Origin of the sequence: Nocardia fusca NBRC 14340, from assembly GCF_001618425.1 — a bacterium.
GTDB lineage: Bacteria > Actinomycetota > Actinomycetes > Mycobacteriales > Mycobacteriaceae > Nocardia > Nocardia fusca.
Genome location: NZ_BDCU01000031.1, coordinates 214,044 through 228,599, shown reverse-complemented (window position 1 = coordinate 228,599; position 14,556 = coordinate 214,044). Strand labels below are relative to the sequence as shown.

Annotated in this window: 13 protein-coding genes; 3 read left to right on the top strand and 10 right to left on the bottom strand. The window is 66.0% G+C overall.

Going from position 1 to position 14,556, the window contains the following annotated elements; translation table 11 throughout:
• Positions 1–62: 62 nt before the first annotated feature.
• Positions 63–398 (top strand): hypothetical protein, encoded by a 336-nt coding sequence (locus NF4_RS21395; RefSeq protein WP_157120484.1) that lies wholly within the window; start codon positions 63–65, stop codon positions 396–398.
• A gap of 348 nt (positions 399–746) precedes the next feature.
• On the opposite strand, the gene xylB is transcribed toward NF4_RS21395, so the two are convergent.
• From xylB to eltD, 9 genes are all read right to left on the bottom strand, one after another.
• Positions 747–2,192, bottom strand: coding sequence for a xylulokinase (gene xylB / locus NF4_RS21390; protein ID WP_063129218.1), 1,446 nt, complete (start codon positions 2,190–2,192; stop codon positions 747–749).
• A 71-nt stretch (positions 2,193–2,263) separates the two neighbouring features.
• Positions 2,264–2,725, bottom strand: coding sequence for a ribose-5-phosphate isomerase (locus NF4_RS21385; RefSeq protein ID WP_063129129.1), 462 nt, complete (start codon positions 2,723–2,725; stop codon positions 2,264–2,266).
• Entirely contained in the window at positions 2,722–4,440 is a 1,719-nt protein-coding gene (locus NF4_RS21380) for a dihydroxyacetone kinase family protein (protein WP_063129128.1), read from the bottom strand. The genes NF4_RS21385 and NF4_RS21380 overlap by 4 nt, the downstream gene beginning before the upstream one ends.
• 10 nt (positions 4,441–4,450) lie before the next feature.
• Positions 4,451–5,572, bottom strand: coding sequence for an ABC transporter ATP-binding protein (locus tag NF4_RS21375; RefSeq protein ID WP_063129127.1), 1,122 nt, complete (start codon positions 5,570–5,572; stop codon positions 4,451–4,453).
• Positions 5,569–6,702 carry an ABC transporter ATP-binding protein gene (locus NF4_RS21370; protein ID WP_063129126.1) on the bottom strand — a complete coding sequence of 378 codons (1,134 nt, stop codon included), beginning with the start codon at positions 6,700–6,702 and terminating at the stop codon, positions 5,569–5,571. The genes NF4_RS21375 and NF4_RS21370 overlap by 4 nt, the downstream gene beginning before the upstream one ends.
• The gene (locus tag NF4_RS21365; protein WP_063129125.1) at positions 6,702–7,568 is read right to left on the bottom strand and encodes a carbohydrate ABC transporter permease; all 867 of its coding nucleotides are present in this window, start codon (positions 7,566–7,568) and stop codon (positions 6,702–6,704) included. Before NF4_RS21365 ends, NF4_RS21370 begins: the two co-directional genes overlap by 1 nt.
• Positions 7,569–7,571: 3 nt before the next feature.
• A complete protein-coding gene (locus NF4_RS21360; RefSeq protein WP_063129124.1) occupies positions 7,572–8,531 on the bottom strand; it encodes a carbohydrate ABC transporter permease in 960 nt (319 codons plus the stop codon).
• A gap of 31 nt (positions 8,532–8,562) precedes the next feature.
• Positions 8,563–9,969: an ABC transporter substrate-binding protein gene (locus NF4_RS21355; protein ID WP_439956765.1), complete on the bottom strand. Its 1,407-nt coding sequence runs from the start codon at positions 9,967–9,969 to the stop codon at positions 8,563–8,565.
• A gap of 31 nt (positions 9,970–10,000) precedes the next feature.
• On the bottom strand, positions 10,001–11,077 hold the full coding sequence (gene eltD / locus NF4_RS21350; protein ID WP_063129123.1) for an erythritol/L-threitol dehyrogenase: 1,077 nt from the start codon (positions 11,075–11,077) through the stop codon (positions 10,001–10,003).
• A 118-nt stretch (positions 11,078–11,195) separates the two neighbouring features.
• Between eltD and NF4_RS21345 the strand changes: the two genes are divergently transcribed.
• On the top strand, positions 11,196–12,188 hold the full coding sequence (locus NF4_RS21345) for a sugar-binding transcriptional regulator (RefSeq protein ID WP_063129122.1): 993 nt from the start codon (positions 11,196–11,198) through the stop codon (positions 12,186–12,188).
• The gene (locus tag NF4_RS21340) at positions 12,185–12,946 is read left to right on the top strand and encodes an SDR family NAD(P)-dependent oxidoreductase (protein WP_157120483.1); all 762 of its coding nucleotides are present in this window, start codon (positions 12,185–12,187) and stop codon (positions 12,944–12,946) included. The genes NF4_RS21345 and NF4_RS21340 overlap by 4 nt, the downstream gene beginning before the upstream one ends.
• On the opposite strand, the gene NF4_RS21335 is transcribed toward NF4_RS21340, so the two are convergent.
• Complete coding sequence (locus NF4_RS21335) at positions 12,939–14,417, bottom strand: FGGY-family carbohydrate kinase (RefSeq protein ID WP_063129121.1); 1,479 nt, start codon at positions 14,415–14,417, stop codon at positions 12,939–12,941. The genes NF4_RS21340 and NF4_RS21335 overlap by 8 nt on opposite strands.
• Positions 14,418–14,556 lie beyond the last annotated feature (139 nt).

Below are 14,556 nucleotides of genomic sequence, written 5' to 3'. Positions count from 1 at the left end.
GGCGCGCTTCGGGCTCGTCTTCGAAACACATCGAATCAGGGGGTACCGGAATGAATATGTCGATGAACCGGATGGTGATCAGAGCGCTCGCCGCAGTTGCCGTCGCTATGGCCGGTCTGGGTGTGATCGCCGTCGACCCGGGCCCCGCGGCGGCCACGGATGCCGACGGCGGAAGTTGCCTCGCCGACGCTGTCTTCGACCAAGGCAGTGACTCGAACCGGTACGAAGTGTATGCGTGCGTCACCGCGACCAGGGAAGAGTGCACGGCGTGGGCAGCGCGGACAGCCGCCGCGGTCGGTGGGCGGGTCGTCGACCAGACATGCGCACACGTCCGGGAAGGCCAAGGCGGGTGGGCGCACCCGGCCGGGTTCTACGGCGCTGTCACGCGCAGCAAGTAGCGAGGCGGAGACACCCCGTCGTGGCGTCGCTGGATCGGCTCGGTCGAACCTGAAGGACCGATCGTGGCCGACCCGGCAGCGCCGCGCGGTCATCAGGGCTTCCGGTCGGTAACCGGCGGGTGGATCGGGTTCGTGCACCTCGCGATCCCGACCGGCAACCGCGGCGGTTACATCGAAGCACGGCAGTGGTGCCCCGCGCACGCACTGACGAGGAACGACACAGCACGTTCACGAGCAGTGCGCCGCCCCGAACACAGGCACACCGACGACTTCGTCGTCGCGCTCGTGAACAACATCCGGGAAGGAGTCCGCCCGAAGCAGGGTGGTCCGACATCGCTCGACAACGCCCTAGGAACCGGCGACCTCGGCGGCCACTCGTCGATACCGGGCGAGCACCCCCGAGTTCCGCTGCGCGGTGTAGGTGCCGATGTCGGACACCGGCCAGGTCGGTGGTCGGTGCCCACCGGACAATATCCACGCCGCTTGCCGTGCGGCACCGTCGGCAACATATTCGCCGGGTTGCGGAACATGCACGGAGACCCCGAGTACGGACGGGGCGATCTCACGAACCGCGGCCGACCGGGCGCCACCGCCGACCAGAGTGATCTGCTCGATCGAAACGTTCTGCTCACGAACAGCTTCCAATGCGTCGGCCATCAAGCAGAGCAGACCCTCGACTGATGCGCGCGCGAAGTTCTCCCTTGTCATGGAGGACAACGTCATACCATCGAGCACGCCGGTGGCGTGGGGAAGGTTCGGTGTCCGCTCTCCTTGCAGGTAGGGCACATGGACCATGCCGCCCGCGCCCGGGGCGGCGCTCAATGCCAGCGCATCGAATTCGTCGTGGTTCACACCGAGTACCGCGGCCATGGCGTCGAGAACCCGCGTGGCATTGAGTGTGCAGGCCAGTGGCAGGAATTTGCCGGTGGCATCGGCGAATCCGGCCACCGACCCGGTGGGATCGGCCGATCGATGCTCCGAAACCGCGGCCACCACACCGGAGGTACCCAGCGAAAGGAAAACCCGGCCGACGTCCAGTCCGAGTCCCAACGCCGCCCCGGCATTGTCACCGCACCCGGGCCCGATCATCGTGCGGGAAAGGCCGAGTCGGGAACCTCCCATACCGGCCTGTTCACAGGGACCGTGGACGCGGGGCAGCACCAGGGAGCGGACATCTTCCTCGTGTCGCCGCAGAGCCAGTGCGAGCAGGTCACGTCGGTAGGTTCCGGACACCGCGTCGAAGTAACCGGTCCCCGAGGCGTCGGAGCGATCGGTCACCAGATCGTCCAGGGAGCCGGCGCCGCGCAGGCGCCAGGTGAGCCAGTCGTGCGGCAACGCCACCGCCGCGATACGCGCGGCATTGCCGGGCTCGTGGTCCGCCAGCCACCGCAGTTTGGCGACGGTCAGCGCGGCCACCGGCACCGTGCCGACAGCCTCGACCCAGCGGCGAGCGCCCAGCACACGGTCGCCGTCACCGAGTTCCCGGACGAGTGCGTCGGCCGCGTCGGCGGACCGCGTGTCGTTCCACAGCAGGGCGGGCCGGATGACCCGGCCGTCCTTGTCGAGACACACCATGCCGTGCTGCTGTCCGCCGACCGACACCGCGGCCACGTCGTCGAGCCCACCTGCTCGCTCGAAGGCGAGCTGCATCGAATTCCACCAGTGCTCCGGGTCGATCTCGGTACCTGACGGGTGTTCCGCGGCACCGTGGCGAACCAGCCGGCCGGAGTCGGCGTCGCGCACCACGACCTTGCATGCCTGGGTCGAGGAGTCCACACCGGCAACCAGCGTCATCTGTCGCGTCACGAACATCCTCCAATCAACAGATCGGTCGGCACCGGGGCCGCCGACCGGGCGAGCGCGGATCAGTATTTTTCGTAGCTGCCGATGGCGGCGACCTTCGCCGCCGATGCCGATTCGGGGTCGAAGTGGTATCCGAGCCATTCCTTGGCCAGCCGACGAGCCAGTTCGAGGCCGATGACGCGCTGCCCGAAGCACAGCACCTGCGCATCGTTGCTCAGTACCGAACGCTCCACCGAAAGGCTGTCGTGCGCGGTGACCGCGCGAATCCCCGGTACCTTGTTCGCGCTGATCGCCACACCGAGGCCGGTGCCGCAGATCAGCAGTGCGCGATCGGCGGCGCCGGCGGCGATCGTCCGCGCGGCGGTGACCGCAACATGCGGATAGGCGGTGTGCTCACCGTTTCCGATGCCCACATCGATCACTTCGGCGACCCGGTCGTCTGCCTCGAGATCGGCCTTGAGGGCATTCTTGTAGTCGAGCCCGGCGTCATCGCACCCGACCACGATCCTGAGCAATTCGGTCATCGGTGCGCTCCTTCTGTGACGAGTGGTTCGAAGAAATCGGCGACGACTCGCGCGCATATCGCCAGTGAGATCGCGCCCGCGTCGGGACTGCCGATACTGCGTTCTGCGAGCGGACGCGCCCGGCCGACCTTGGGACGCAATTCGGCCGTCGCGCGGGCTGCGGACTCGGCGGCGGCGGCCGCACTGTGCCAGGACGCACCGCTTTCGGCCACCTCGATGAGCGGCAGCAGGGCGTCGAGCATGGTCTTGTCGCCCAGGCGGGCTTTGCCCAGGCGAGCGAGCGAATCATAGGCGGCGCGCAGTCCGGCGACGATATCGGCGTCGGTAGGGCGGCCGGCATCACCGAGCCGGTCCCCCAGTGCGGTCAGCGCCGCCCCCCACAGCACGCCCGAGGTGCCGCCCGCCTGCGCAGCCCACGCTTCACCGGCCGCCCTGAGCACTCCGCCCTGGCCTGCCCCGCGTGCGACGGCCGCGTCAGCGGCAGCGCAGGCCGCGGCAGTGCCCCGGACCATGCCTCGCCCGTGGTCCCCGTCACCGGCGATCGCGTCGATGTGGCCCAGTTCCTCTTCCGCCTCGACCATTGCCGACGCGACAGCGTGCAGCGCCGCGGCGAGGGCGACGCCGCCCTGTCGTGCGGCGTCGTCTGCGGTCGCCGCGGTATCCGCGTGGTGGTGGGTGTGGGTGACGGCGCTGCGGCGAGCCGCCGGCGGATCCTCGACGAGGCTTCCCCGGCGATACGCCGGGGTATCCGCCGGCGCGGTCCAGAACCGCTCCAACTCCTCGTCGAGCCACATCACGGTCAACGAGCATCCAGCCATGTCGAGGCTGGTCACCAGCTCGCCGACCTCCGGCTGGACCACCGTGTAGCCTGCCGTGCGCAGCAACTCGGCCGCGGTCGCCCACACCACGAACAATTCCTCGTACTTGGTGCGCCCGAGCCCATTGAGAATCACCGCGATTCGTGAACCGGCGCCCGCCGGCTTCTCCTTCAGCACCCCGGTCACCAGTAGTTCGGCGAGTTCTCCGGCGCTCGGCATCTCGTGTGTGGCGACGCCCGGCTCGCCGTGGATTCCGAGACCCAGCCCCATTTTTCCCTCTTCGACGGTGAACAGCGGCGTCGAGGCTCCGGGCAGAGTACAGCCGTCGAAGGCGACACCGAGTGTCCGCGTGTTGTCGTTGGCCAGGGTCGCGACCCGGAACACACCGTCCAGGTCATAGCCCGCCTCCGCCGCCGCGCATGCGCATTTGAACACCGTGAAGTCACCCGCAATACCACGACGCGCGGCGATATCGTCGGCTGATCCGCTGGCGATATCGTCGGTGACGGCCACGTAACGGGCCGGGATACCCTCGGCGTTCAACTGCTCGACCGCCAAACCGAAATTCATCACATCGCCCGCATAGTTGCCGGTGGTCAGCAAGACCCCGACGCCGCCGTCGGCGGCTCTGGCCACCGAGGCCGCGGCGGCTGCCGAGGGGGAGGTGAAAATGTTGCCGACCACGGCGCCGTCGGCGAAACCGCGACCCACCAGCCCGCAAAACGCGGGATAGTGGCCCGTTCCCCCACCGACGACCACGGCGACTTTGCCCGGCGGCGTCGCAGACGCGCGAACCACCCCACCCGGAACACCGGTGACGTATCCCGCGTTGGCGTCGAGAAATCCGACCAGCATATCGTCGGTGAACGATGCCGGGTCGTTGTACAGCCGCGTCATCAGATGCCCTCTATCGCAATCGTTGTCCGGATTCGGGATCGAACAGGTACACCCGTTCCGGCGGTACCGTCAGCGCGACCTGCTGGTGCACCGCGAAGTTCTGCTGGGCTGGGGTCTCGACCAGTACGGGCTCCGCGACACCGGGTACATCCAGCGCCGCGCGGCCGAACTCCATCAAGTGTTCGAAGTAGCGCACCGACGCCGTCAGCCGGCCGGGGCCGGCCGGCTCGGTGGAGAGCCGGCTGTCCTGTGGCCGGATACCGACCTCGACCTGCTGACCGTCCGCGACCGTCGAGACAGCGACGGGTACCGTACCGCTGCCGATCTGGACGACCGTGCCCGCACTGTCTCGGCGGACCACACCGTCGACGATGTTGATCTGCGGCTCGCCCACGAATCCGGCGACGAAGCGGTTGGCCGGATCGTCGAAAACCTCGTCGGGTGTGCCGAACTGCTGGATGATTCCGCCGTCCATGACGGCGAGCCGGTCGGCCAGGCTCAGCGCCTCCACCTGGTCGTGCGTGACCACGATCGTGGTGTAGCCGAATTCCCTTTGCAGCACCTTCAATTCGCGCCGGACCTGCTGCCGCGCCGAGGCGTCCAGATGCGAGAGGGGCTCATCCAGCAGCAGTACCGGCGGATTCCGGACCAGCGCCCGTGCCAGCGCGACCCGCTGCTTCTGCCCGCTGGACAGGCTCGCGGGCCGCAGGTCGAGCACATCCTGCAGTTCCAGCCGCTGCGCGATATCGCTGACGAGCCGGTCGGCGTCCGCGACCTTGCGCGCCTTCAACCCGTAGCCGAGGTTCTGCCGCACCGATAGCGGCGGATACAGGGCATAGCTTTCGAATCCCACGCCCACACCGCGCTTCCCGGGCGGCAGGTTGGTGATGGTGCGGTCGCCGATGCGGATGTCGCCGCTGCTCACCGTCTCGAGACCGGCGATCATACGCAGAGTGGTCGTTTTCCCGCAGCCCGATGGACCGAGCAATGCGACGAGTTCGCCGGGTTCGATATCGAGCTCGATGCCCTTGACCGCCTGGAAGCTTTCCCGGCCGCGTGCGACGTAGGTCTTGGTGAGGCGCTCGAGGGTCAACCGCTGCGCCGTCGACCCGTTTCTGGTTTCGACTGTCATCGCCGCTCCTGGGAGTTGGATGCGGCAGCACCGAGACGGAGACTGTCGCTGCCGGGTTCGCCTGCTTCGAAGATGTGCACATCGGCCAGCGGTACCGTCACCACCACGGTGCCGCCCTCGCGAATATGCGGTCCGCCCGGGGACAGCGCGATCAGCGACGTTTCGCCGATATCGACGGAGACCTCGATACTGCGCCCGAGTCGTTCGGTCAGCGTGATCACGCCGGTCAGGTTCGCCACCCCGGGTGCGGTGCTTGCTACGGCGGCGAGGGTGATATCGCAGGGGCGGATGCCGAGCCGGACAGCGCTGCCCGTGCCGAGGCCGAGTTCGGTAGGCACCGGAATCTCGATACTGCTTCCGGGTACCCGCAGCGCGCCATCGTCGACGATCGCATCGACGATGTTGATCTCCGGCTGGCCGAGCGCTTTGGCCACGAAGGTGTCGATCGGCCTGCGCCAGATGGCGTCCGGCGCATCCACCTGCACCAGCTTGCCGTCGCGCAGGATGGCGATTCGGTCGCCCAGTGCCAGAGCTTCCTGGTAGTCGTGGGTGACGTAGACGGTCGTCGTATTCGACATCCGACCGAGCTCGCGCAGTTCCGCTCGCATGGCCGCACGCAGTTTCGCGTCCAGATGAGACAGCGGTTCGTCGAGTAGATAGACGTCCGCGGGCCGGATCAGCACCCGGCCCAGGGCCACGCGCTGGCGCTGCCCGTTGGACAGTTCCCGTGGAAACCGCTGCTGCAAATGGTCGATGCCGAGCGTCACAGTGACGGCATCGACGCGCTCCTGTTGCTGAGCCGCGGAGTACTTCCCGTTACGTCCGGAGCGCAGCGGGGAGGAAAGGTTCTGCGCCACCGTTTGCTGTGGATACAGGGCGTAACTTTCGAACGCCATCGCCACATTGCGGTGATAGGGCTCGATGTTCGTCATATCCGCGCCGCCGATATGTACCGAACCACCATCCACCTGGACCAGCCCGGCGATCGATTTCAGCGTGGTGGTCTTACCCGCACCCGAGGGACCGAGGATGACGAAGAATTCGCCGTCGACGATATCGAGCGATATATCGTCGATGCCGACCGTCTTACCGTAGTGCTTGGTGAGTCCGTTGACCGTCAGATCCGCCATCAGGATTTCACCGCCCCGAAGGAGAGGCCGCGCACCAGGTATCGCTGGATGGTGAGCGCCAGAATCAGTGGTGGTAGGGCTGCGATCACCGCGGCAGCAGCGGTGAGGTTGTAATACGCCTGTCCGCCACCGCCGAGATACTTCGTGATCGCCACGGTCACGGTGGCGGCATTGCTGTCGGCCAGGATCAGCGGGAACACGTAGTTGTTCCAGGCGAAGATGAACGCGAGCAGTGCCGCGGCGGCGATACCCGGCCGCACGAGCGGCAACGCGACCATCACGAAGGCCCGGCGGCGGGTGTATCCGTCCAGCAGTGCGGCCTGTTCCAGATCTTCCGGCAGATCTTGGAAATAGGACCGCAGGATCCACACCACCAGCGGCATCGTCACCAGCTGGAGCACCCACACCATGCCGACCTTGGTGTCGAACAGGCCGATCTGGTTGTAGATGACGAACAGCGGAACGATCACCATCAGTTCGGGAGCGAACCGGAACGAGAGCATGGTGAACATCAGGTCGTTGGAGCCTTTGTACTGCCACCGGCCCGCCGCATAGGCTGCGGGAATACCGATGACCAGGGAAACGATCACCGCGCCACCGCAATTGATCAGGCTGGTGACCAGCGCCGCCTTGAAGTCCACGCTGGTGAGTTCGGTGCCCTTCCCGCTCAGCACCGTACTGAAGTTCTCCAGGGTGGGGCTGAATGTGAAGTAGGTGGTGGTCTGTTGCGCCGGCGTCTTCAACGCCAGCAGGACCATCCACACGATGGGGAACAGCGAGAAGACGAACCAGCCGATCAGCACGATATCCGCGCCCACGGAGGCCGGGGTGAAACGGCGCTGCCCGGGTAAGAGTTCCTTGGCCATGATCTACGACTCCGCTCCGGCAGCGCGACGCTGCGCTTTTCCGAGCACGCTCACGAGGACGCGTGCGGTGATGAACACGATCACCCACAGCAAGAACATGTAGGTGCTGCCGCGGGAGTAATCGAGGTTGATGATGGAGTCCTCGAAGGCCCCGATCTGCAGGGTCCGCGTCGCTACGCCAGGACCCCCCGAGGTGAGGACGTAGACCGCGTCGAAAACCTTGAGGTTGTCCATGAAGCGGAAGATGACCGCGACCAGGATGTAGGGCCACAGCATCGGCAGCATGAGCTTGCGGAACATGTAGAACCAGCTCGCGCCGTCCACCGCCGACGCCTCGAACGGTTCCTTGGGCAGCGAACGGATGCCGGCGAGCACCAGGATCGCGACGAACGGAGTGAAGATCCACAGATCCACCAGGATCACCGACCACAGGGCATTGTCACTGCTGAGCCAGTCGAAGGTGGATCCGAGACCGAGGATGTGGTTGAGCACGCCGAACTGCGGGTTGAACATCAGCTTCCAGATGACGCCCGCGATCACCGGCGCGATCATCAGCGGCAGGATCAGCACCTTCTCGAAAATCCGCCCGATGATGCTGGAACGGTTGAGCAACAGGGCAATGCCGACGCCGACGAGCGTCTCGAGGGCGGTGGCCACGATCGCGAAGGTGCCGGTGACCCGGACACTGGTCCAGAATTCGACGTCACCCAGCACGCTCACGTAGTTGCGGATTCCGACGAAGATCGGATCAGGGTTCACCGCGGCGTAATTGAGCACCGAGTAGTACGCGCCGATCACGAACGGGTAGAGAATCCCCACTACGATCAGCACCGCCGGAATCGACAGCAAGTACGGCCGCAGCGACCGCCGCCATCGCGGCACCTCCGGAGGGTCGGTTCGCTTCGCTGTACCCGGCTTTTCCGGGTCGGCATGTGACGGTGGACGCACCGATTGAGTGGTCATGTCGACCTCCCTTTCTTCGACCCACGCCGGGTCAGAGATTGACCTTCGACGTACAGGTCTTGGCCAGGCTGGCCAGTCGGGAACGGGCGCTCGCACCGCCGTAGATGTCCTGCAGCGCGACGGACCAGTCCTCCGTGGTGTCGAAGAACTTCTTCTGCGGCGTGAACTGGATCTTCGAGCTGCCGATCACCGTCTCGAAGGCTTCCAGGTAGCCGGGCATCCCGCCGAGCTGCTGTTTGAACACGCCGTCGAAAACCGACTTGCGCACGGGATCGGCGAAGATCCCGCCTTGCACGGCTTTCGAGAGGGCTTCCTTACCTGTGACCCACTGGATGAACAACCAGGCCGCATGCTTGTTCTTCGACTGCGCGTTCATTGCCAGCGACCAGGTCCACAGGTTGGTGTTGTAATTGCCACCCGGTCCGGCGGGGCCCGGATACCAGCCGATATTGCCCGCTTGCGCACTGGCACCCGGCTTGTTCTTCGGGTAGGTCGCGCTGTCGGCGTCGTAGACCATCATCGCGGTGCCGTCACCGAGGTCGCCGGTGGCCTGGGGATAGTCGTAGGTGGTCCACGACGTCGGCCCGGCCAGACGCTGCATTTCGATCCATTTCTCGGTGAAGTCCACCGAGGCATCCGAGGCCATGGCGGCCTCGAGCCGGCCGTCGACGAGTTCGTAATCCTTCGCGCCCTCCCTGACGAATTGCGTCATGAAGCCGGGATGGATGGTGGCCCACGACTTGGATCCGCGGGTGGCGATGCCGTACCGGTGCTGGGAACGGTCGGTGAGATCGACGGCCAGCTGGATGAAATTGTCGAAGGTGTCCGGCAACGTGATCTTGCGCTGGTCGAAGTAGGCCTTGTTGTAGGCGACCACGTTGTTCTCGAAGCCCCACGGGATCGCCCACTGTCCGCCGGTACCGAGCGGACTGCCGAGTTCGAAGTCCCATCGGGTGGAGGTGCGCAGACCCTCGTAAATGTCCTCGAAGTCGTACGTGTCACTGGTGGCCGAGGAGTTGGCGATCCACGGGGCCAGATCCTCCAGCCAACCGGGGGGCCCGTACTGCCAGATGAAGTAGGCACCCAGCATGAAGACATCGTGTTTTCCGGTGCCACCGGCCAATTCGGTGTTCAACTTGGTGAAGTAGTCGGCCTCCGGTACCAGATCGGTGTCGACCGTGATGCCGGTCAGCCGGGTGAACTCGGCGAGCAGTGGTTGCAGCGACTGCTGGTACGGGTGCGGCGTCTGCAACAGGTGCAGAGTCGTCCCCTCCGCAGCGCGCCAGTCGAAGGGGCCGCTCACCTCGCCCGCACCGTTGACGGCCTCGAAACCGCCACCCACGCCGCAGGCCGAGAGCACCGGTAGCGCCGCGGCGGCCGCACCGGCCAGGCCCAAAGCCCGTAGCATGTCCCGGCGCGAGAACTGATTTCTGCTCATATATCTGTTCCTCATCGAACTTTTCGGCAGGTCAGGACGGAATCAGCGAAACCTTCACCGATTCGGTTCCGCTGGCCACCAGATCGAGACCTTTTTGAAAGTCGCTGAGCGGTAGCTGATGTGTACAGATCTTGTCCATCGGCAAGATGCCGGACTCGAGCATGCGGATGGCGGCCGGCCAGCAGTGCGGGCCCAGATGCGCGCCGCGCACATCGAGCTCCTTGTCGTCACTGATGATGCTCCAGTCGACGGAGACATCACTGCCGAAGACGCCGTACTCGACGTAGGTTCCCAGCTTGCGCAACAGATTCAAGCCCTGCGGCACAGCGGAGGGATGACCGGTGCCTTCCAGGTAGACATCGGCGCCATAGCCGTCGGTGAGTTCCATGACGATCGCCTGGGCGTCCTCGTCGCGGATGTTGATCACGATATCGGCGCCGCACTCACGAGCCAGCAGCAACTTCTCCGGCGCCATATCCAGGGCGATGACATGGGCAGGACTCTTCGCCCGCGCACCGGCCACCATGCCGAGACCGATCGGACCACAACCCGCCACCACCACGACATCGTCGAAGGTGATACCCGCCCGTTCGACGGCGTGCAGCGAACACGACAGCGGCTCGGTGAATGCGGCGTGTGCGGCCGGAAGGTCCTTGGACACCTTGTGTACCAGCGCTTCTGCGGGATAGACCATGAATTGCGCCATAGCGCCCGGGGTCCGGCGCTTGAAACCGTAGAGGTCGTGCGGTTTGCACATGTGGTACTGCCCGCGTAGGCAGTACCGGCATTTCCAGCACGGCACGATCTGCTCGGAAACCACTCGGTCCCCTACCCCGACGCCCCAGCGGGCTGCGCCGGCGGCGTCGATCTGCACGATTTCGCCGACGAATTCGTGGCCGGGGATCACCTCCGTCTCGGCCCACGCGGGGCGGTTCTCATCGCCCCAGAACTTCGGCGCCCCGTGGTAGCACTTCAGATCGCTCGCACAGATGCCCACTGCCTCGACCCGCACCAGCGCTTCGCCGGGCCCCGGTACCGGAACGGGAACCTCTTGCAGCCGGTAGTCCTCGGGACCGTGGCAGATCACCGCTTGCATCGTCTCTGTCATCACCACTGCCCTTCATCCCTATGTTCGCGATCACACTAACCCAGGTCGGCACATTGGTCCAGAACGAATGTTCACGGAATTATTGGCGTGAACTGATGTGCAATGCGATACTTCTGCCATGCACAGCAGCTCCGAAACTCGTGCGCTGACAAGCGCCGAGGGTGGCCGCTTCGCGCCGTCGCAGCTCTACGCGGCCGCGAAAATGTACTACGACGAGGACGCCACCCAGGCCGAAGTCGCCCATAAGCTGGGCGTGAGCCGGGCCACCGTGAGCAGGCTGCTGTCCGAAGCCCGCCGCCAGGGCATCGTCCACATCGAAGTGCGCGCACCCCATGCCGACGACCGCGGCGATCTCGCGGACACCCTCGCCGACGCGATCGGGTTGCGACGGGTGTATCTGTCCGCGCCGCTACCCGCGCCGACCCCGGCCAAGCCGACCGTGGAGGTGATGGGCAGCTACCTCGCACCCGCGGTCTCACGCGCACTTACGGAAGTCGGGCTGGTCCCCGGGGACGTGCTGCTGGTCTCGTCGGGACGCACCGTCCACCAAGTGGCGCAGTTCGACCTCGAACGCATCCCCGGTGTCCTCGTCACCCCCACCGTCGGTGGCAACGACCAGCCCGAGGAGTGGTATCAGACCAACGAGATCACCCGGCTCATCTCCAACAAACTCGGCGGCCGGCCGAACTACCTGTTCGCCCCCGCCCTCCCCGGACCCGAGCTCTACGACACCCTGCATGCCGATCCGTCCATTCAGCGCGTGCTGAATCTGTGGCCACGGGCGCGGTGCGCACTCATGGGCGTCGGTGCGCCGCCACTGCTGCGCGATGACATACCACAGTTCGTTCCCACCACCTCCGCATCCCTACGCGAAGCGGTGGGCGATGTGTGTTCGCGGTTCTACAACCGCGAAGGCGAACCCGTCGACTTCCCCGGCCGCGAACGGCTGATTGCCGTGGAATTGTCCGTGCTGCAGAAAATCCCGGTGGGGATCGCCGTGGCCGTCGGCGCGGACAAGGTGACGCCGATTCTCGCCGGGGCGCGCGCCGGATACTTCAACCAGCTCGTCACCGATCCATCGACCGCACAACAGCTTCTGGAGAGTCTGTGAACTCGATTCGTCTCGACGGTAAGCGCGTACTGATCACCGGTGCGTCGAAAGGCATCGGGGCCGATATCGCCGAGACTTTCGCGGATGCGGGGGCCTCGCTGGTGTTGTCCGGTCGCGACCACGGCACACTGGCCGTTCAGGCCGAAAAACTGGAAGAGCAGTACGGAGTCCCCGTTGCGGCGGTGGCCGCCGACCTCGCCGATTCGGGCGCTCCTACCAGGCTGGCCACGGAGGCCGCCGCGGTCTTCGGCGGGCTCGACGTGCTCGTCAACAATGCAGGGATCTCACATCCGGAGATGGTCACCGATCTGACGGCCGCATCGTTCGACGAGGTCCTCGCCGTCAATCTGCGCGCCCCCGCACTGCTCGCCGCCACCGTCGGTGCGGCGATGGCCCGGGCCGGCGGCGGATCGATCGTGACCGTCGCTTCCGCGGCCGCCCTGCGTGCACTGCCCGAGCACTACGCGTACTGCACGTCGAAGGCGGGCCTGGTGATGGCGACCAAGGTGCTCGCACTCGAGCTCGGGCCCGACGGCGTGCGCGCGAACTCCCTGTGCCCCACCATTGTGCTCACCGATATGGGCCGCAAAGTCTGGGGCGAGGAAGCGAAGGCTGCGCCGATGCTGGCCCGCATCCCGCTGGGCCGCTTCGCCGCACCCGCGGAGGTGTCCGCGACAGCGCTGTTCCTCGCCTCCGACCTCGCCTCGATGATCAACGGCGTCGACGTTCCGATCGACGGTGGTTACGCGGTCAGCTGAGCCGAGTCAGGGTATGCACCTGGTCCCGGGTGGCCGGATACAGCTGCAGCCATGTCTCGTACAGGGCGTCGTATCGCTCGCGGTATTCCGGGTTCGGCGCGATCTCGCGGGCGATCCGCGTCCAATCCGTCTCCGGTGCGACCAGTCCCACGCCGATAGCGGCCAGCAGGCCGTCACCGTAACTCGCGCCGATGGTCTGTTCCGGCTGCAGCTGGGTCAACCCGGTGATATCGCTGAGCGCCTGCGCCCACACCGGACTGCGCAGCCCCCCACCGACGCCGACGGCCCGCAAGACCGGCGAATCGGCGTTGTCGAACATCTCCAGGATCTGGCGGATCCCGAAAGCGATTCCCTCGTAGGCCGCGCGGAACAGATGTCCACGTCCGTGCCGCAGCGTCAGTCCGGCCACGACACCGCGCGCGTCCGGATCGAATACCGGCGTGCGCTCACCGGCCAAGTAGGGCAGCATCAGCAAGCCCTCCGAGCCCGCCGGCACGGCCGCCGCCTCGGCCATCAGTACGTCGAATGGGGCCCCGCCGGTCACCTTCTGCAACCAGTTGGCCAGCGTACCCGCGGTCGATGTTCCCGCCGCGAGCGCGAAAGTCCCCTCCTGGACACCCGTCGTCGTCCACAGCGCCGGGTTCGTATGGAACGATTCCAGCACCTGCACCAGGAACATCGTCGATCCGTACATCAGCATGAGGTCACCGGGATCGCGCACACCCACGCTGAATGCCTCGGCATAGGCATCCACGGTGCCCGCGACGACCGGCGTGCCCGCCGGAATCCCGGTCTCCGCGGCCGCCCGCGCGGTCACCACGCCGACCACCTCCGACGGCCACACGAGCCGGGGCAGCGGCAGCGCGCCCAGAACGCGCCCCGCCCATTCGGCGTTCCAGTCGAAGTCGCGAATCGAATACAGTGGATCGCATTGGCTGGCCGTGTGATGGTCCTGAACATACTCACCGGTCAGCTTCGCCACGATGAATGAATTCGAACCGTACCAGCGGCGGGCACGAGCGAACACCTCCGGTTCGTTCTTGCGCACCCATTCGATTTTCGGGCCGACCGCCTGACTCGACAGCGATTTGCCCGTCCGCGACAGAATCTGCTCCGCGCCGAACAACTCGGTGAGTTCGGCGATCTCCACCGACGCCCGGGTGTCGATGCCGTACAGAATGGCGGGCCGTACCGGCTCGAGCTCCTCGTCGCACAACACCAGGCACGGACCGACACCGCTGACGCACATCCCGGCGATCCGCGCCCCCGACGGTACGGCGGCCATCAGTGTGCGACTGATCGCGCACACCTCCGCCCACCACAAGCCCACCGCGTCGACCTCGGCCCACCCCGGCCGCGGCATCGACATCTCATGACCCACCTGATGCTCGGTCACAACCACTCCATCCGGGCGCACGAGCACCCCCTTACTACTCCCTGTCCCCATATCGATACCGACGAAGAGCTCCACAAACGTCAGCTTAGGGGCTGCTGCACGGAGAGGGACATCGATCCGGCTTGCCGATAGGCGAGCCTGGAAGGCAGCTATCGTGCCCAAGCCCTACCCGCAGGAGTTCCGTGACGATGTGGTTCGGGTCGCCCGCAACCGC

Coding starts and splice junctions, on each gene's coding strand:
- NF4_RS21395 (WP_157120484.1), top strand. CDS start 63: ATGAACCGGATGGTGATCAGAGCGCTCGCCGCAGTTGCCGTCGCTATG.
- xylB (WP_063129218.1), bottom strand. CDS start 2,192: ATGACGCTGGTTGCCGGTGTGGACTCCTCGACCCAGGCATGCAAGGTC.
- NF4_RS21385 (WP_063129129.1), bottom strand. CDS start 2,725: ATGACCGAATTGCTCAGGATCGTGGTCGGGTGCGATGACGCCGGGCTC.
- NF4_RS21380 (WP_063129128.1), bottom strand. CDS start 4,440: ATGACGCGGCTGTACAACGACCCGGCATCGTTCACCGACGATATGCTG.
- NF4_RS21375 (WP_063129127.1), bottom strand. CDS start 5,572: ATGACAGTCGAAACCAGAAACGGGTCGACGGCGCAGCGGTTGACCCTC.
- NF4_RS21370 (WP_063129126.1), bottom strand. CDS start 6,702: ATGGCGGATCTGACGGTCAACGGACTCACCAAGCACTACGGTAAGACG.
- NF4_RS21365 (WP_063129125.1), bottom strand. CDS start 7,568: ATGGCCAAGGAACTCTTACCCGGGCAGCGCCGTTTCACCCCGGCCTCC.
- NF4_RS21360 (WP_063129124.1), bottom strand. CDS start 8,531: ATGACCACTCAATCGGTGCGTCCACCGTCACATGCCGACCCGGAAAAG.
- NF4_RS21355 (WP_439956765.1), bottom strand. CDS start 9,969: ATGAGCAGAAATCAGTTCTCGCGCCGGGACATGCTACGGGCTTTGGGC.
- eltD (WP_063129123.1), bottom strand. CDS start 11,077: ATGACAGAGACGATGCAAGCGGTGATCTGCCACGGTCCCGAGGACTAC.
- NF4_RS21345 (WP_063129122.1), top strand. CDS start 11,196: ATGCACAGCAGCTCCGAAACTCGTGCGCTGACAAGCGCCGAGGGTGGC.